Source organism: Streptomyces sp. TG1A-60 (genome assembly GCF_037201975.1).
Lineage (GTDB): Bacteria > Actinomycetota > Actinomycetes > Streptomycetales > Streptomycetaceae > Streptomyces.
In genome coordinates this window covers 6763237-6780700 of sequence record NZ_CP147520.1, presented here as the reverse complement: position 1 = coordinate 6780700, position 17464 = coordinate 6763237, and the positions used below count along the sequence as shown (strand labels likewise).

Annotated in this window: 17 protein-coding genes and 3 pseudogenes; 6 read left to right on the top strand and 14 right to left on the bottom strand. The window is 71.1% G+C overall.

Going from position 1 to position 17464, the window contains the following annotated elements; all coding sequences use genetic code 11:
- Positions 1 to 38: 38 nt before the first annotated feature.
- Positions 39 to 556 (top strand): annotated as a pseudogene (locus WBG99_RS29685) (DUF6314 family protein).
- On the opposite strand, the gene WBG99_RS29680 reads toward WBG99_RS29685, so the two are convergent.
- The 3 genes and pseudogenes from WBG99_RS29680 to WBG99_RS29670 all read right to left on the bottom strand — a co-directional run.
- The gene (locus tag WBG99_RS29680; RefSeq protein ID WP_338899236.1) at positions 501 to 1076 is read right to left on the bottom strand and encodes a histidine phosphatase family protein; all 576 of its coding nucleotides are present in this window, start codon (positions 1074 to 1076) and stop codon (positions 501 to 503) included. The pseudogene WBG99_RS29685 and the gene WBG99_RS29680 overlap by 56 nt on opposite strands.
- Before the next feature lie 168 nt (positions 1077 to 1244).
- Positions 1245 to 1673, bottom strand: a pseudogene (locus tag WBG99_RS29675) (GNAT family N-acetyltransferase); the annotation flags it as partial.
- A gap of 62 nt (positions 1674 to 1735) precedes the next feature.
- Positions 1736 to 1951, bottom strand: a pseudogene (locus WBG99_RS29670) (PLP-dependent aminotransferase family protein); the annotation flags it as partial.
- A 2-nt stretch (positions 1952 to 1953) separates the two neighbouring features.
- Here WBG99_RS29670 and WBG99_RS29665 point away from each other — a divergent pair.
- A complete protein-coding gene (locus WBG99_RS29665; protein ID WP_338899235.1) occupies positions 1954 to 2652 on the top strand; it encodes a DMT family transporter in 699 nt (232 codons plus the stop codon).
- Positions 2653 to 2743: 91 nt separating this feature from the next.
- Complete coding sequence (locus tag WBG99_RS29660) at positions 2744 to 2941, top strand: DUF1918 domain-containing protein (protein WP_338899234.1); 198 nt, start codon at positions 2744 to 2746, stop codon at positions 2939 to 2941.
- A gap of 28 nt (positions 2942 to 2969) precedes the next feature.
- Here the strand turns inward: WBG99_RS29660 and WBG99_RS29655 are convergent, their stop codons facing one another.
- A complete protein-coding gene (locus WBG99_RS29655; protein WP_338899233.1) occupies positions 2970 to 4208 on the bottom strand; it encodes a family 10 glycosylhydrolase in 1239 nt (412 codons plus the stop codon).
- A 196-nt stretch (positions 4209 to 4404) separates the two neighbouring features.
- Between WBG99_RS29655 and WBG99_RS29650 the strand changes: the two genes are divergently transcribed.
- Entirely contained in the window at positions 4405 to 5280 is an 876-nt protein-coding gene (locus WBG99_RS29650) for a 3-hydroxybutyryl-CoA dehydrogenase (RefSeq protein ID WP_338899232.1), read from the top strand.
- A 204-nt stretch (positions 5281 to 5484) separates the two neighbouring features.
- Positions 5485 to 5742 (top strand): hypothetical protein, encoded by a 258-nt coding sequence (locus WBG99_RS29645; RefSeq protein ID WP_338899231.1) that lies wholly within the window; start codon positions 5485 to 5487, stop codon positions 5740 to 5742.
- 26 nt (positions 5743 to 5768) lie between these two features.
- Here WBG99_RS29645 and WBG99_RS29640 read toward each other — a convergent pair whose 3' ends face one another.
- From WBG99_RS29640 to infC, 9 genes are all read right to left on the bottom strand, one after another.
- Positions 5769 to 6314, bottom strand: a complete 546-nt coding sequence (locus tag WBG99_RS29640) for an NUDIX domain-containing protein (protein ID WP_338899230.1) — start codon at positions 6312 to 6314, stop codon at positions 5769 to 5771.
- Between the two features lie 98 nt (positions 6315 to 6412).
- On the bottom strand, positions 6413 to 7753 hold the full coding sequence (locus WBG99_RS29635; RefSeq protein ID WP_338899229.1) for a transcriptional regulator: 1341 nt from the start codon (positions 7751 to 7753) through the stop codon (positions 6413 to 6415).
- Positions 7754 to 8311: 558 nt separating this feature from the next.
- The gene (gene pheT, locus WBG99_RS29630) at positions 8312 to 10816 is read right to left on the bottom strand and encodes a phenylalanine--tRNA ligase subunit beta (protein ID WP_338899228.1); all 2505 of its coding nucleotides are present in this window, start codon (positions 10814 to 10816) and stop codon (positions 8312 to 8314) included.
- Positions 10816 to 11946: a phenylalanine--tRNA ligase subunit alpha gene (gene pheS, locus WBG99_RS29625; RefSeq protein WP_338899227.1), complete on the bottom strand. Its 1131-nt coding sequence runs from the start codon at positions 11944 to 11946 to the stop codon at positions 10816 to 10818. The genes pheT and pheS overlap by 1 nt, the downstream gene beginning before the upstream one ends.
- Positions 11947 to 12081: 135 nt before the next feature.
- Entirely contained in the window at positions 12082 to 13218 is a 1137-nt protein-coding gene (locus WBG99_RS29620) for an ATP-binding protein (protein WP_338899226.1), read from the bottom strand.
- A 53-nt stretch (positions 13219 to 13271) separates the two neighbouring features.
- Positions 13272 to 14129, bottom strand: a complete 858-nt coding sequence (locus WBG99_RS29615) for an RNA methyltransferase (RefSeq protein ID WP_338899225.1) — start codon at positions 14127 to 14129, stop codon at positions 13272 to 13274.
- A 301-nt stretch (positions 14130 to 14430) separates the two neighbouring features.
- Positions 14431 to 14814, bottom strand: a complete 384-nt coding sequence (rplT, locus tag WBG99_RS29610) for a 50S ribosomal protein L20 (RefSeq protein WP_033531708.1) — start codon at positions 14812 to 14814, stop codon at positions 14431 to 14433.
- Positions 14815 to 14915: 101 nt separating this feature from the next.
- Positions 14916 to 15110: a 50S ribosomal protein L35 gene (rpmI, locus tag WBG99_RS29605; RefSeq protein WP_003977225.1), complete on the bottom strand. Its 195-nt coding sequence runs from the start codon at positions 15108 to 15110 to the stop codon at positions 14916 to 14918.
- A gap of 106 nt (positions 15111 to 15216) precedes the next feature.
- Positions 15217 to 15933, bottom strand: a complete 717-nt coding sequence (infC, locus tag WBG99_RS29600) for a translation initiation factor IF-3 (protein ID WP_338899224.1) — start codon at positions 15931 to 15933, stop codon at positions 15217 to 15219.
- A 328-nt stretch (positions 15934 to 16261) separates the two neighbouring features.
- Here infC and WBG99_RS29595 point away from each other — a divergent pair, with 328 nt between their 5' ends.
- Positions 16262 to 16618 carry a DUF1844 domain-containing protein gene (locus WBG99_RS29595; protein WP_338899223.1) on the top strand — a complete coding sequence of 119 codons (357 nt, stop codon included), beginning with the start codon at positions 16262 to 16264 and terminating at the stop codon, positions 16616 to 16618.
- Positions 16619 to 16684: 66 nt separating this feature from the next.
- Here the strand turns inward: WBG99_RS29595 and WBG99_RS29590 are convergent, their stop codons facing one another.
- Entirely contained in the window at positions 16685 to 17446 is a 762-nt protein-coding gene (locus WBG99_RS29590) for an SseB family protein (protein WP_338899222.1), read from the bottom strand.
- Positions 17447 to 17464: the final 18 nt, after the last annotated feature.

The window sequence follows — 17464 nt, the reverse complement described above, 5'->3', positions numbered from 1 at the left end:
GGTCGCGCAGCGACGGATACGCCGGAAGGGAGGCCGACATGGGCGACTTCCGGCCAGTTCCCGATGTGTTGGCCTATCTGTCCGGGAGGTGGCGGGTCCGGAGGGCGGTGCGGAATCTCGCGAGCGGCATGGAGAGGGAGTTCTCCGGGACGACTGTTTTCAGCCCCTGGGACGAGGGTGGACTCCACCACCGGGAGATCGGAAGTTTCCTCCGGCAGGGCGTCCCGCGCCCCGCCGAACGCACCCCGCGCTACCTCCCGGGGGCCACGCCGGGCACAGCGGACGTCCGCTTCGCCGGGGCCGCCCCTTCCACGAGCTGGACCTCACCACCGGTCACCGGCGGACGGCCCACCCCTGCGTCGCGGACCTCCACAGGGGCGGATTCGAGGTGCACGGCACGGACCGCCGGCGTACGACGTGGCGGGTCGGCGGCGCCGCGAAGGACCGGCTCCTGGTCACCGACTACACACGCGAGGCCCCGGAAGGGGACCCGGACGGGCCTACCGCGCGGCGCCCAGCCGCAGGTTCCAGCGGCCCGGACGGCCCGCGACGGTGACCGTCGACAGGGGACAGATGTCCATGTTCCAGTACGACGACGGCTGGGCCTTCAGCGCGTAGACGAGGGCGGCGCGCAGCACGGACGGCTCGGCCACGGCGACGATGCGGCCACCGTCGTCGGCCGGGCGGGTGTCGAGCCAGCCGCCCACGCGGGAGATGAAGGCGATCAGCGACTCACCGCCGTGCGGGGTGGCACACGGGTCGGCGAGCCAGGCGTCCACCGCCGAGGGCTCCCGGGCCATGGCCTCGCCGAGCGTGAACCCGCGCCAGCGGCCCATGTCGCAGTCCCGCAGCGCGGGCTGGGCCAGCGGTGCGTAGCCGAGGGCGTCACCGGTGGCGCGGCTGCGGGGCGTCGGCGAGCAGTAGCGCAGCTCGGCCGCCGCCAGCGGCACCAGCTCGTGGGCGGCGCGCTGCACTTCGTCCCAGCCGGCCTGGTCCAGCGGCCGGTCGTCCTCGAAACGCTCCGCGACAGGCGAGGAGCAGCGCGCGGCGGCGACAAACGTGACCCGAAGATGCATGCGGTGATGGTGGAGCGGGGGACTGCGCAGGTCAAGAGGCGTTACTCAGGAGTTACGCGGGGGTCCCTGGGCCGTCACCCGGGCCCGTACGCGCCCCCTCCCCCGGCCGGCCGTCACCGTGCCCGGCCCTTCCGGCCGCCCTTCACCGCGCCCGGCTCCCCACTCGGAGACGAGCGCCATCCACCGGTCCGGCTCGGCGAGTGGCTCGAACCCGAGCTTGGCGTAGACGCCGTGCGCGTCATGCGTGGCGAGCAGGACGCGGCGCAGTCCGTACGGCCGCAGGTGCCCGCGCACGGCCGCGACCAGGGCGGTGCCGAGGCCTTTCCCGCGCGCCGAGGGGGCGACGTACACGTCGCAGAGCCACGCGAACGTGGCGCGGTCGGTCACCACCCGCGCTTATGCGACCCGCTCTCCCGTACTCACCCTGTACACCCCGAAGTTGGGGGACCCGCGGATCGCGCTCTCCTGCTTCTCACGGGGACGGCCGACGGCCCAGTACGCGTCGGTGGACAGCCAGTGGTGGACGCGTCCGACGTCGATGCGCTCGGTGTCGTCGGACAGTTCGTAAACCTGGGGCAGTTCACAGCCCTCGGTCAGGGCGTTGCCCTCGGTCAGGCCGTGCAGGCTCAACTCGTCATTCATGGCCGGACGTTCGCAGGTCAGGAGCCCGTTGTCGAACCGTTCACGGCCGCCTTCAGCCTCCGCACCCCCTCCGCGATCTCTCCCGCCCCGATGACCCCGGCGAAGCTCAACCGCAGGTGCCCGGCCGGGGGTTCGGCGCTGAAGTAGGGGCGGCCGGGAGTGACCGCGACGCCCGCGCGGAGGGCGGCGGTGACCAGAGCGGGCTCGTCGGTGCCGTCGGGGAGGCGCAGCCAGCGTGGGGGTGCCTGTGCCCGGCCGTCGGCACTGGGCGGGGCTCGCGGTGGTCGCCGCCGGTGTGGTGCTCGGTTTCCCGCTGCTGACCACCCTCGCCCTGGAGACCTCGACGACCGCGCACGCCGCCGTCGTGGTCGGTCTGCTGCCGCTGACGACCGCCCTGTTCTCGGCGCTGCGCATGGGCACCCGCCCCTCGCGCACGTTCTGGATCGCCGCCCTGGCCGGCGCCGCCGCGGTCCTCGCGTTCACCGTGACGCAGAGCGGCGGCTCCCTCACCACCGCGGACGTCTACCTCTTCGCCGCCCTGCTGGTGTGCGCGGCCGGCTACACCGAGGGCGGCCGGCTGGCCCGGGTGATGCCCGGCTGGCAGGTCATCGGCTGGGCCCTTGTGCTGTGCCTGCCGCTGAGCCTGCCGGGCGCGCTGCTGGCCCTGTCGTACGAGCCGGTCCAGCCGACCGCGCACAGTGTGGCCGGGGTGCTGTGGGTGGCGGCCGGGTCCCAGTTCCTGGGGCTGGTCGTCTGGTACCGGGGCATGGCGGCGATCGGCATACCGAAGGCCAGCCAGTTGCAGCTGGCGCAGCCCTTGCTCACACTGGTGTGGTCGGTGCTGCTCCTCGGCGAGCAGCTCACCCCGGCCGCGCCCCTGACGGCCGCCGCCGTGCTGGTCTGCATCGCGGTCACCCAGCGCACATCCGCCTGAGACCCCGTACGCACACCGGTTCCCGTCGGCGCCGCCCGCAATGGACTGCGGTCGCGAACCGCCACTTGCGTGCGAGACGAGGAGGCCCCCGATGCAGGCAGCTGTAGGCGACACCCTGCTGGTGCACGGCAGGACCGTCGGGCACCACGACCGGACCGCGGAGGTCCTGGAGGTGCTCGGCCAGGACGGGAACCCGCCCTACCGGGTCAGGTTCGAGGACGACGGACACGAGGCACTGATGGCCCCGGGCCCGGACACGGTCGTCCGGCATCCCGGGGATCAGCGGTAGCCGCCCCGCGTCCTTCGCCCCGGCCCCGTCAGCGCGGTGGTTCGGCCGGCCGCTGGTAGTGGTCGGCGACCACGCGTGCCATCGCGCCGACCGTGTCGGCCCGGACCTCCTTGGCCGAGAAGAACACATGTCCGCGTGCCTCGGGGAGGTCGCGGGCCAGGGTGAGGTGCGCCGACAGCTCGGCCGGGTCCTGCCAGGCCGCGGGCTGTGCCGGGTCGCCCGCCTTGTACAGGGCCTCCCCGATGTACAGCCGGGTGCCGGTGCCCCGGGCGGTCTCGGCCCACCAGGGCAGCAGCTTGGCGTAGTCGGCGGCGGCGAAGCCGATGTTCCAGTACAGCTGCGGGACGATGTAGTCGATCCAGTTCTCCTGGACCCATCGCCGCGTGTCCGCGTACAGGTCGTCGTACGTCTGCACTCCGGCCCGGCTGTCCGAGCCCCGCTCGTCGGTCGCGGCGTTGCGCCACACACCGAAGGGGCTGATCCCGAACTGTGTGCCGGGCCGGATCTCCCTGATCCTCGCCGCCGTCTCCCGCACCAGCTTGTCGATGTTGTCGCGCCGCCAGTCCGCCCGGTTCGGGAAGCTCCCGCCGTACCGGTCGTACGCCGCGTCGTCGTCGAAGACCTGGCCCGCGACCGGGTACGGGTAGAAGTAGTCGTCGAAGTGCACCGCGTCGACGGGGTACTTCCGCACGGCGTCGAGCATGGCCTTCTGGACGAAGGTGCGGACCGCGGGGACGCCGGGGTCGTAGTAGAGCTTGCCGCCGTAGGGGACGACCCAGTCCGGGTTCTCGCGGGCGGGGTGTGTGGCGACGAGACGGTTCGGGTCGGTGTGGTTGGCGACCCGGTAGGGGTTGAACCAGGCGTGCAGTTCGAGGCCCCGGGCGTGCGCCTCCTGGACCGCCGTGCCCAGCGGGTCCCAGCCGGGGTCCTGGCCCTGGATGCCGGTGAGGTACTGGGACCAGGGCTCGTACGGGGAGGGCCAGAGCGCGTCGGCGGTGGGCCGGACCTGGAAGATCACCGCGTTGAGCCGGCGCTCCGCTGCGGTGTCGAGATGGGCGACGAGTTCGGCACGCTGCTCCTCGGCGGTCAGGCCGGGCCCGGAGGGCCAGTCCCGGTTGGCGACGGTGGCCAGCCACATGCCGCGCAGCTCGCCGCCGTGCCGCCGGCGGGGGCTCGGCTCCCCGCCGGCGATGGCGGTGCCCGCCGCCACCCCGCCCGCCGCCACGAGTGTCGTCACCGCGGTCGCCCAGAACGCCCGTCGTGACATCCCTGGCTTCCGATGCATCGTCGTACCTCCGCCTGCCGCTTCCCGTGCGTGTCCGCCCCGTCGCGGACCGTTCGCACCAAGCCTTCCATGTGACACCCGGAATACTGCGCGGTAGCCGTCGCGGGTAACGTGCAGGTTTGGCGCAGGCCCACACCAGGGGTGTCTGCCAGGCACGTGGACCAGTGAAAGGGACGATGTGACGGACTTCCCAACGGGAGATCTCGCGCGAGTCGGAGTCGTGGGCTGCGGCCAGATGGGAGCGGGCATCGCCGAGGTGTGCGCCCGCGCCGGACTGGACGTCAAGGTCGCCGAGACCAACGGCGAGGCCCTGGAGATCGGCCGTACCCGGCTGTACAACTCCCTGTCCAAGGCGGCCGAGCGCGGCAAGATCACCGAGGAGGAGCGGGACGCCACGCAGGCACGCCTGAGCTTCACCACCGACCTCGGCGAGTTCTCCGACCGTGACCTCGTCATCGAGGCGGTCGTGGAGAGCGAGCAGGTGAAGACGCAGATCTTCCAGGTGCTCGACCAGGTGGTGACCCGCCCGGACGCGATCCTCGCCTCCAACACCTCCTCCATCCCGCTGGTGAAGCTCGCCGTCGCCACCTCCCGGCCCGACCACGTCATCGGCATCCACTTCTTCAATCCGGCCCCGGTGCAGCAGCTCGTCGAGCTGATCCCGGCGCTCACCACCTCCGAGGGCACTCTCAGCCGGGCGCAGCTGTTCGCCGAGAAGGTGCTCGGCAAGCACGCCGTCCGCGCCCAGGACCGCTCAGGCTTCGTCGTCAACGCGCTGCTGGTGCCGTATCTGCTCTCCGCGATCCGGATGTTCGAGTCGGGCATCGCGGGCCGCGAGGACATCGACAACGGCATGGAGCTGGGCTGCGCCCACCCGATGGGCCCGCTGAAGCTGTCCGACCTGATCGGCCTGGACACCATCGTCTCCATCGCCCACTCGATGTACGAGGAGTACAAGGAACCGCTGTACGCCGCTCCCCCGCTGCTCCAGCGCATGGTCGACGCGGGCCGGCTGGGCCGGAAGACCGGGTCGGGCTTCTACTCGTACACCTGATCGTCGCCGACCGGCTGCGGACGGTCGGTTCCCTTTCCGCACGGGCCCGGCACCGGACAACGGTGCCGGGCCCGTCGTATTCACACACCGTGTGCGCGGCGGACACGCATATGCCGTGCGCACACTCTCCCCACACGCCCACCAGGGGAGTTGACTTCACGTGCGCATGCAAGGGATGTGACGACTACAGAGAGGAGCGGGCTTGTGGCCATCGACCCCGAGCATCCCGTGCTCCACGGCGAAACCGCAGAGTTACGCCGTCGCCTGGATGTGGCGCACGCACGCGTCGAAGGAGGGCTGACCCTGCTGAGCCACCGCGCCGAACAGACCGCCAAGGAACTGGACGACCTGAACACACGGCTCGTCACCCTGGAGCACTCCCGCTGGCCGCTGCCCTCGGTCGCGGCGCTCACTGCCCTGGGTGCCCTGGTGGTGTCCATCTGGCAGGCACTGGGCCGCTAGCTCCCCGGGGCGGGACGCGACGGGGTTCAGGGCTTGGCGTCCTGTCCGAGGCGCAGGTGGTGCAGCAGGAGCAGTGCGGCTGCCATGTTGGCGGCCGGGACCTCGCCGCGGGCGACCATGTCGGGAACGAGCTTGAGGGGAACCCATTCCCTGCGGTCCGACTCGAAGTCGTCCACCGGGTGACCGACGTACGCGCCCTCGTCGGCCCAGTAGATGTGGTGCCGGGCGTCGGTGAGCCCGTTGGAGGGCTCGACGCTCATCAGGTGGCGCAGGGGTCCCGGCCGCCATCCGGTCTCCTCCTCCAGTTCGCGGGCGGCGGCCTCCGCGATGGCTTCGCCGTCCTCGACGACGCCCGCCGCGAGCTCCCACCCCCAGCTGTCGGTGATGAAGCGATGCCGCCACAGAAGCAGTACCTCGCTGGCCGCGTTGATCACGGTGGCCACCGCGACGGGCCGCAGCCGTATCAGGAAGTGATCGAGGTGTCGTCCGTCCGGCAGAGCGACATCCGCGAGATTGACGCTGAACCAACGGTTTGAGTACACAGTCTGTTCGCTCTGTTTCGTCCACTGCACGGTTCTGCCACCTTCCGCCGAGTAAGTGGCAATATCGCAGCAGGAACCTTCCGACGGCAGGCGCACAGCCGGTGCACGGCCACGCCCCGCGGACGGCGTCAGAGCGGTACGCGCAGTGCTCCGTCGATCAGTTCGGCGGCTTCGGCGGTCCCCGCGGAGCCGCTGCGCACGAGGTGTTCGCGTACCGCCCGCAGTCTGTCACGCAGGCGCATGGACTCCATTCCGCGCACCCGTTCGGCCATTTCCACGGCAGTGAGCACCGCTCTGTCCGCGTTGCCCTGCCGCAGCTCGATCTGGCTGAGCATCGCGAGCCGGTGCACCCGGCCCCGGTCGTGGGCCGGGGTGTCGACGGCGGCAGCGGCGTGCTCGGCCGCGGCCGTCAGGTCGCCGAGACTGAGCAACGCCTCCGCCACCTGTACGTTGACCAGGCCCGGCTGGACGTAGCCGGTCTCATCGGGTTCGTGGCCGCGCCGGATGCGCTCGGCGGCCTGCTCCGCCCGCCGGATGCGGGACAGCGCACTCGTTCCGTCGCCCAGGTGCGCGTACGCCTTGGCCTGCATCGCGTAGAGATCGGAGGCGAGCGCCGGGGTGATGTCCTTGCCCGCGGTGCGCAGCGCCGCCTCGGCGAAAGCGACGGCCTGCCGGTACTCCCTCATGAACAGCGCCTGGTTGACCAGCAGCGCGATGACGTACGCCCCGAGCCCCCGGTCCCCGCTGGCCTTCGCCAGCCGCAGCGCCTGGTGGAAGTACCGCTGGGCGAGTCCGTGGGCGTCGGAGTCGTACGCGCAGATCCCGGCGATCGCCACCAGCCCCCCGGTGGCCCGGTGCAGTTGGCGTCCGGTGGCGTCGGTGTAGCTGCCACGCAGCAGGGGCGCGGCCTCCGCGTTGAGGAACCCGACGATCCTCGTCCGCGTCGCGACACCGCCGGCCTTCCGGTACATCTGCTCGTAGTGCGTACGGGCCGCGCGCAGCACCTCGATGTCGGCCATGCTGACGCGATGTCGACCCCCACGGGACACATCGACGTCCTCCGGTGGGTTCTCCCACTCCCAGACGGGCATCACGGCGGGCGTCCCGGTGACGGCGGGAGCACCGAGGACATGCGGGCGCTGCTGTTCGTCGGAGCGCCACAGGGCGGTGGCCCGCTCCACGAAACCGGAGAGCCCGGCGCCGTGCTGGGAGCCGGGCTCCCCCGGCACGCCGAGGCCGATGTCGTCGAGCGTGACGGTCCGGTGCAGTCGACCGGCGAGTACCTCACAGATCAGGTCGGGTACCTGGCCACGCGGGCGCTGCCCCTTCAACCACCGCGCCACGGCCGTGTGTTCGTACCGCAGCGTCAGTCCCCGGGCGCGACCTGCCTGGTTGACATGCGCGGCGAGACCGGCGTGGGAGATACCGGCCTCGTCAAGGATCGCGTCGAGCAGGGTGTTGGGCTGCATGGAGGCCCTCCGGTGGCTCGGTGCCGGCGAATGGCAGCGTAGCGCCTCTCCTTTCGCACGGGGTGTGAAGCGAACGCCCGAATTCGTACCGTACGCGCGCTGTCGCGGAGAGTTCCGGCCCGTTTGACTGGACTGCCTCGAAAGAGGCCGGCCGGGCCGCCGGCTCCCCCTCGTACAGTGCGGCGGCCCCGCCGGGCGGACGCCGGGGCAGCCAGGTGTACTGCCCTCAGCTTGTCGGGTGACCTCCGGTCTGGCGCCCGAACCCTGCCACGCGCACCCTTCAGCACCTTGCGATCGCACCCAGCAGGGCCCGTTCGCCTGACAACCGAAGGTCACCCGACAGGCTCTGACAGCGGTAACGGCCCCGAAGGGCCGGTCCGATTCTGCCGACCGCATGCCCCGATCGGGCCATATCCCCCGCAGTTGTGCCCCGGATGAGTGAGGACCGGGGCCTCTCGATGGGGCGTAGCCCCTGCGAGGGGTGCGGGGAACTGCGCGACGAGCCACGGACCACCCGCAGCCGCCATAGACCCGCGGTTCCCCGCCCCCTGAAGCCTCCTAGCTCCTCAGCACGGCCCCCGTACGCTCGCCCGCCAGGGCGATCGCCGCGTCCCGAGCGGCCGACGCCTCGTCGACGGTCAGTGTCCGATCCCCGGCGCGGAAGCGGAGGGCGTACGCCAGCGACTTCCGCCCGTCCCCCAACTGCTCCGCGTTCTCGTAGACGTCGAACAGCCGGATGGCCTCCAGGAGTTCACCCGCGCCCTCGCGCAGCGCGGCTTCGACCTCGGTGTGCGGTACGAACGCGTCGACGACGAGGGCGACATCCTGCGTCGCGACCGGGAACGTGGAGATCTTCGGTCCCTTCGGCACGCCGGCGCTCGCCGTCTCCAACGCGTCCAGGTTCACCTCCATCGCACAGGTGCGCGCAGGCAGTCCCAGGGTCTTCAGAACACCGGGGTGCAGCTCACCGGCATACCCGATGACCCGCTCCTCGCCGTGCACGACGACCGCCAGCTCGGCGCAGCGGCCCGGGTGCCACGGCCCGTACTGGCCCTTGCGGACGATCAGCTCGGTCCCGGCCTCACCGGCGAGCAGCCGCGCCGCCTCGATGGCGTCGGCCCAGTCGGCCGGACGGCCCTTGCCCCACCAGCCGGCCTGCTCACGGGCGCCCGCGAGGACGACGGCGGCGTGCCGCGGCTGGACGGGGAGCGCGGTCGTGAGCGAGGCCAGCTCCTCGTCGGTGGGACGGCGGTCGACGGGCAGGCGTGCGGCCACACTCAGCTCGTCCTGCGGGTGGAAGACAAGGCCGGTCTCGAAGAGGGCCAGGTCGTGGCTGCCCCGGCCGTCGTTTCGGCGCAGCGCGCCGAGGAGGCCCGGCAGCAGAGTCGTACGGAGGGCGGGCTCCTCGTCGGAGAGCGGGTTGACCAGCTTGACGACCCGGCGCTTCCGGTCGTCGGCGGCCAGGCCGAGTTGGTCGAAGACGTGCTCGCCGATGAACGGGTAGTTAGGCGCCTCGACGTATCCGGCGCCGGCCAGCGCACGGCCGACCCGGCGGTGCAGCCGCTGCCGCTCGGTCAGGCCGAGGCCCGCCGGGGGCTTCGGCAGCGTGGAGGGCAGGTTCTCGTAGCCCTCCAGACGGATGACCTCTTCGGCCAGGTCGTTCGGGTCGGTGAGGTCGGGCCGCCAGGACGGGACGGTGACGATCAGCTCGTCCTGCCCGTAGACGTCGCAGCCGACCTCCTGGAGGCGGCGGACGACGGTCTCGCGGCCGTACTCCATGCCCGCGACCTTGTCCGGGTGGTCGGCCGGGATGGTGATCGTGTGCGGCGCGGAGGGCGCGATGACCTCGGTGACGCCCGAGTCGGCGGTTCCGCCGGCGAGGAGTACCAGCAGGTCGACCGTGCGCTGGGCGGCTGCGGCACCGGCCAGTGGGTCGACGCCGCGTTCGAAGCGCTTGGACGCCTCGGAGGCCAGCTTGTGGCGGCGGGCCGCACGCGCGATGGCGATCGGGTCGAAGTGCGCTGCCTCGATGACGACCTCGGTGGTCGTGCCGTCGGTCTCGTCCACCTCGGTGTTGGCGCCGCCCATGACACCGGCGAGGCCGATGGGCCCTCGGTCGTCGGTGATGACCAGGTCCTCGGCGTCGAGCGTGCGCACGGTGCCGTCGAGGGTGGTGAGCTTCTCGCCCGCCTCGGCCCGGCGTACGCCGATGGCGCCCTGGACGCGGGCGCGGTCGTACGCGTGCAGGGGCTGGCCCAGCTCCAGCATCACGTAGTTGGTGATGTCGACGGCCAGCGAGATCGGGCGCATGCCTGCCTTCTGCAGGCGGCGCTTGAGCCAGATCGGGGAGTGGACGTCGGGGTCGAGTCCGGTGACCGTGCGGGCGGTGAAGCGGTCGCAGCCGAGCGGATCGGACACCTGTACCGGGTGGCCGAAGGCGTTCGGGCCCGGCACGTCGAGGAGCGCCGGGTCGCGCAGCGGCAGCCCGTACGCGGTGGCCATCTCGCGGGCGATGCCGCGCAGCGAAAGGCAGTAGCCGCGGTCGGGGGTAACTGCGATGTCGAGGACCTCGTCGACGAGTTCGAGAAGCTTGATCGCGTCGGTGCCGACCTCGTACTCCGGCGGGAGCACGACGATGCCCTTGGAGCCGTCGTCGCCCATGCCCAGCTCGTCGCTGGAGCAGATCATGCCGTGCGAGTTGCGGCCGTACGTCTTGCGCGCGCTGATCGCGAAACCGCCGGGGAGCTCGGCGCCGGGAAGGACGACCACGACCTTGTCGCCGACGGCGAAGTTACGGGCGCCGCAGACGATCTCCTGGGGTTCGCCGGTGCCGTTGGCGGTGCCGACGTCGACGGTGCAGAAGCGGATCGGCTTCTTGAACTCCGTCAGCTCCTCGATGGTCAGCACCCGGCCGACAACGAGGGGGCCCTTGAGGCCGTCGCCGAGCTGCTCGACCGTCTCTACCTCAAGTCCGGCCGCGATGAGCTTGGCCTGGACGTCACGGCCGGTCTCGGTGGCCGGCAGGTCGACGTACTCCCGCAGCCAGGAAAGGGGGACCCGCATCAGATCTCCATCCCGAACGGCCGGGTGAACCGGACGTCACCCTCGACCATGTCTCGCATGTCTTCGACGTTGTGGCGGAACATCAGCATCCGCTCGATGCCGAACCCGAAGGCGAATCCGCTGTACTTCTCGGGGTCGACGCCACAGGCGGTGAGCACCCGCGGGTTGACCATGCCGCAGCCGCCCAGCTCGATCCAGCCCTCGCTGGAGCAGGTGCGGCAGGGGCGGTCGGGGTTGCCGACGGACTCGCCCTTGCAGACGTAGCAGAGCATGTCCATCTCGGCGGACGGCTCGGTGAAGGGGAAGAAGTTCGGCCGCAGCCGGGTCTTCATGTCCTCGCCGAACAGCGACTGGACCATGTGGTCCATGGTGCCCTTGAGGTCGGCCATGGTCAGGCCCTCGTCCACCGCGATCAGCTCGATCTGGTGGAAGACCGGGGTGTGGGTGGCGTCCAGTTCGTCGGTGCGGAAGACCCTGCCGGGGCAGACGACGTAGACGGGCAGCTCGCGGGAGAGCAGCGAGCGGGCCTGCACGGGCGAGGTGTGCGTACGCAGCACGACTCCGGACTCGCCGTCACTGTCCGCATCCTTCGGGCCCTTGACGAAGAAGGTGTCCTGCATCTGGCGGGCCGGGTGGTCCGGGCCGAAGTTCAGGGCGTCGAAGTTGAACCACTCAGCCTCGACCTCGGGGCCTTCGGCGATCTCGTAGCCCATGGAGACGAAGACGTCGGCGACGCGCTCCATCATCGTGGTGAGAGGATGCCGGGCGCCGGCCGGTACGCGGTCGTAGGGCAGCGTGACGTCCACGGCCTCCTCGACCAGCACCCGGGCGTCGCGCTCGGCCTCCAGCTCGCTCTGGCGGCCGGCCAGCGCCTTGTTCACCGCACCCCGGGCCTGGCCGACCAGCTTTCCTGCGGCGGCTTTGGCCTGCGGGGGCAGGGCGCCGATCTCGCGGTTGGCGAGGGACAGCGGGGAGGTGCCCCCGGTGTGGGCGACCTTGGCCTCCTGGAGCGCTTCGAGGGAGTCCGCGGCGGCGAAGGCGGCGAGCGCCTCGTCCCGCATGCGCTCGATCTCTTCCGGTTTCAAGGCCTCGACCTCTACAGGGTCGTACGACTTATTCGGTGCCGACATCTCTTCCCGTGCTTCCGATTGGCTGGCTGAAGGTCCCCGTACCGACTCGTGGACAGATCGTCACGATTTTTGGGACACAAAGGTGCCAAAGGCCGAGTCTAACGGGGTTGAGGTGTGCGAAAGCGCCCGTGGTGCTCAGGCCAGGTAGGCCGGCGCCGCCACAGGCAACGTAAATCGGAACTCGGCGCCGCCGCCGGGGGCGCGTCCGACCGTGATGGCGCCGCCGTGGGCTTCGACGATGCCCTTGACGATGTACAGCCCGAGGCCGGTGCCGCCGCGCTTGCTGCCCCGCCAGAAGCGGGTGAAGACGCGGTTCATGGACTCCTCCGGGATGCCGGTGCCCTCGTCGCTCACCGTGACCGACGTGCCGGTGTCCTCCCCCTCGCGGGGGGACGCCGAGGCCGTGACGTCAATCGTGACGGTTCCCTCGCCGTGCCGCACCGCATTTTCCAGCAGGTTGCTCAGCACCTGGTCGATCTTGTCCGGGTCGGCCCACAGGTCGGGCAGCGGCTGCCCGATCCGCAGCAGGAACCGGTCGGCGGGCTGCCCGGCCGCGACGTACGCCTGGATGTGCCGTCCGACGGCGGCGCCTATGTCGACGGGCTGCCTGCGCACTTCGAGCCGCCCGGAGTCGATCCTCGAAATGTCCAGCAGCTCGGCGATGAGACGGGTGACGCGGTTGGCGTCGGCGTCGACGGTCTCCAGCATGAGCTTCTTCTGGTCGTCGGTGAACCGCTCCCACTTGGCGAGCAGCGTCGCGGTGAACCCCTTCACCGAAGTCAGCGGCGAGCGCAGTTCGTGGGCGACCGTGGCGATCAGCTCGGCGTGGCTGCGCTCCGTGCGGCGACGGGCCTCGGTGTCACGGAGGGAGACGACGACCCGGCGGACGGGCCCGGTGGGCTTCGTACGGATGTAGCGCGCCGACACCAGGATCTCGCGCGCGCCGGGCAGGAGCAGGTTCCGCTCGGGCTGTCCGACCCGGATCGCGAGCCCTCCGTACGGGTCGGTCAGCTGCCACCAGCGGCGGCCTTCCAGGTCTTCTAACGGGAGGGCCCATTCGAGGGGGCGGCCGAGGGCCTCGGCGGCGGGGGTGGCGGTGATCCGGGCGGCGGCGGCGTTGAAGCAGATCACACGGCCGGTGTCGTCGGCCACGACCAGTCCGTCGGGGAGGTCGTCGGGGTCGATGCCGAGCTCGGCGAGATCACCGTGCCGGGCCGCGGATGTGGCGCGCACGTCCCGGGCCCCCAGTGTGCTGCTCCTGCCGACCCTCATCCCCGTATCCCACCTCTCGCTTTGTGCAGTGGGCCCCCGAGCCCGTCACCCTACTAGCTGGGCGTGACGGCGCGGCACCCTCCGAAGGCACGCTGTGCACGGGCGGACGCGTAGAGACATACGGCGGCGGCGGTCGCCAGGTTCAGGCTTTCCGCCGTTCCGTGGATGGGGACCCGGACGACGGCGTCGGCCAGCGCCCGCGTCTCCTCCGGCAGCCCCCACGCCTCGTTCCCGAACACCCATGCCGTGGGCCCGCCCATGGTCCCCTTGTCCAGTGCGTCGTCGAGGTCGTCGTCCCCCGCCCCGTCGGCGGCGAGGACGCGTACGCCGACGTCCTTGAGCCCGGCCACGGCCTGCTCGACGGGCACGCCGACGGCGACGGGCAGATGGAACAGCGAGCCGACGGAGGCGCGCACGGCCTTGGGGTTGTACAGGTCGACGGAGGCGTCCGTGAACACGACCGCCTCGGCTCCCGCGGCGTCGGCACACCGCAGGACGGTGCCGGCGTTGCCGGGGTCGCGTACGTGGGCGAGGACGGCGACGAGCCGGGGCCGGCTTTCCAGGATCGCATGGAAGGGCGTGTCGAGGAATCGGCAGATCCCGACGAGCCCCTGCGGGGTGACGGTGGTGGAGATGTCGGCGATGACCGCCTCGTCGGCAAGGTGCACGCGGGCGCCGACCGCGTGGGCCTCCCCCACGATGTCGGCGTACCGCTCCGCGGCCTCGACCGTCGCGAACAGCTCCACCAGCGCGGGCGCACCGTCCACCCGATGCCCGGCCGCCTCCCGTACGGCCTGCGGCCCCTCCGCCAGGAACAGGTGCTCCTTTCCCCGGAAGTTCCGCTTCGCGAGCCGCCGCGCGGCGGAGACACGGGCGGAGCGCGGGGAGATCAGCTCGGGGGTGGCGGGCATGGGTCACCTTCGGGTCGGGCGGGTGGGGGTGGGTCGGGCGTCGGAGAGCTGGGGTTCGGTCGGGTCGCGAGTGCGGGTTCGTCGTGGTCGCGCGGTTCCCCGCGACCCTGAGGAAGCAGGGGCTGCGCCCCGCGCTTTTCGGCCCGCGGGGCCGTGTCCTTGTCTTTCAGGGGCGCGGGAACCGCGCGAGAAGCCCCACCCACCCGCAGCCGAACAACCACCCGAAATACGGTCGGACCCGCAGGCGGCGAACAGCCTGCGGGTCCGGTCACGTCACGCCCGGCTCAAGCGAGCGCGACGTTCACGCTGCCTTCGGCGCGTTCACATCCGCCGGCAGCGCCTTCTGGGCGACCTCGACCAGCGCGGCGAACGCGGTGGCGTCGTTGACGGCCAGCTCGGCGAGGATCTTGCGGTCGACCTCGATGTTCGCGGCCTTCAGACCCTGGATGAAGCGGTTGTACGTGATGCCGTTGGCGCGGGCAGCGGCGTTGATGCGCTGGATCCACAGCTGACGGAAGTCGCCCTTGCGCTTCTTGCGGTCGTTGTAGTTGTAGACCAGCGAGTGGGTGACCTGCTCCTTGGCCTTGCGGTACAGGCGCGAACGCTGACCGCGGTAGCCGGAAGCCTGCTCCAGGATCGCCCGGCGCTTCTTGTGGGCGTTGACTGCCCGCTTGACGCGTGCCACTTGTTAACTCCTTGTAGCGGGGCCGCGGTTGTCCGCACACAGCCCGAAATCGATTGGGTCCCGGTCCTGAGGTACGGCGCTCACAGGGGGCGCCGCACACGTCACTTGCCGAGAAGCTTCTTGATCTTCGCGGCGTCGCCCGGGGCCATCTCGGCGTTGCCGGTGAGGCGACGCGTCACGCGGGACGACTTGTGCTCGAGCAGGTGGCGCTTGCCGGCGCGCTCACGGAGCACCTTGCCGGAGCCGGTGATCTTGAAGCGCTTGCTGGCACCGCTGTGCGACTTGTTCTTCGGCATAGCGCCGTTCTCTCCTCGTCAGTGGCGCTCCGGTGCCCGGTCGCGAAACCGGGCACGACGGAACGTCATTTCTTTCGGTTGACACCCTGGACTCGCGTCCCGGGACTTACGCCTCGGCAGGCGCCTCGGCCGGCGCCTCGGCGTCGGCGTGTTCGGCCTCGGCGGCGTTCTGCGACTTGCCAGGGTTGGCCTTCGCTTCCGCCTTCCGGGCCTCCTGCGCCTGACGGGCCTCGGCCATCGCCTCGGTCTTCTTCTTGTGCGGACCGAGAACCATGATCATGTTCCGGCCGTCCTGCTTGGGGTTCGACTCGACGAACCCGAGTTCCTGGACGTCCTCCGCGAGACGCTGCAGCAGCCGGTAGCCCAGCTCGGGCCGGGACTGCTCGCGACCACGGAACATGATCGTGATCTTGACCTTGTCGCCCTGCTTGAGGAACCTGACGACGTGACCCTTCTTGGTGTCATAGTCGTGCGGGTCGATCTTCGGCCGGAGCTTCATCTCCTTGATGACCGTGTGCGCCTGGTTCTTGCGCGCCTCACGGGCCTTCATGGCCGACTCGTACTTGAACTTCCCATAGTCCATGAGCTTGCAGACCGGCGGACGCGCTGTCGCGGCCACCTCGACCAGGTCGAGGTCGTACTCCTGCGCAAGCTCCAGGGCCTTGGCAAGCGGGACAATCCCGACCTGCTCGCCGCTGGGACCGACAAGTCGCACCTCGGGAACGCGAATCCGGTCGTTGATGCGAGGCTCGGCGCTGATGGATCCTCCTCGGTAGCACCCACACGACGGTCTGGCGGACCGCCGCGTATGTCTGGTTGACATGGGGACCAACCATCGCGGTGCATGAAAAATGCCCCGGACGGGACACAGGCGGGGCTCCATGTACTGCCGGAGCACCGCAGCGATGTGCCGCGGGGCGTTTCGGACGACTCCACCGTCCGTACGGAACGGTGGGGGCCGTCTGACCGGATGACCTGCCGCCCCGGAGGACAGTCAGGTGGGAGTTCGGAGCCTCCACTTGCGGGCCGGACACACAGGTGTCCAGCCGGTCGTAGACCTCACTCTACCGGTTTCAAACCTGGGGTGCCAATCCGGGCTCGGCGGGCTCCCGCAGGTCGGGGCGGACGCGCCGGGGCCTATCGTGTGGGGCATGAGTGAGACCCCTCCTGAGAACGCCGACTTCGACTCCATGACCCGCGACATCGCCGAGGTCCCCGCGGTCGAGGTGATCGTGACGGTCGCCGTCAACCTGATGAGCGCCGCCGCGGTGAAGCTCGGTCTGACCGAGGAGGGCGACAAGTACAAGGACCTGGACGAGGCCCGCAAGCTGGTCACCGCACTCGCCGGTCTCCTCGACGCGTCCGCGACCGAGATCAGCTCCTTCCACGCGGCCCCGCTGCGCGACGGTCTGAAGTCGCTGCAGCTGGCGTTCCGCGAGGCGTCCCTCGTCCCCGACGAGCCCGGCCACGGTCCGGGCGAGAAATACACGGGCCCTGTCTACGGCTAGTGCCACGGCAGGCACCGTGCGCACCGGACGCCGCTCCTTCACTGGCGAACGCCGCCTGACGCGGCACTAGTGCCGCGTCCCCGGTTCCTCTTCCTCCAGTTCGCGTACGTACAAGGGCTTGCCCGGTGGCGTCGCCCCGGCCGGCAGCAGTGCCAGGTCGAGGCCGCGTACCAGGCGGGCCCGCAGTGTCTCGTCGGCGGCGAGGCGTCCGGCGACGGACCGCGCGGTCTCGGCCGGGGTGGCGGAGGGGTCCAGGACGAGGGCCAGGGTGCCGTCGGCCCGGCCGGGGCCGAGGTGGGCGCGGACCACGGCCGGCTCGGCGGCGACGGCGGAGCGTACGGCCTCGCGGACGGCGGGGTCGGCGAGCGGGTCGGTGGTGGTGCGTCCCTCGGCGAGGGCCAGCAGGGCGTGGCCGGTCAGCTCGTAGGGGACGGGCCCGGCGAGGTCGAGCACGATCGTGTCGGCCTTCTCGTGCGCGGCGGCCTGCAGGACCTGGTGCAGGGGTACGGCGACGGGGCGGGCGGCGGGGTCCCAGCGGGCGAGGGAGTCGGTGGAGGTGAAGGCGGGCAGGGCCGTGCGGCCGTCGGCCTTCAGGGTGGGGACGGCCATGTCGCTGGTCTTCTCGCGGCGCAGTCCCCTCTCGTCCACCTCGGCCTCGCCGAGCACGGCCACGACGGGGACGAGCAACCGGGCGTCCCTGAGTGCTTCGAGGACGGGGCCCACGGCGCCGCGGTCCTCGGCCCAGGCGGCAAGCGCGGCGCTCAGCCGGGGGTCGGCGGAGCCGTCGTCGTCGGAGAAGCCGGGGTCGGGGATGTTCTTGTTCGCCACGGTCGTCGACCCTATCGG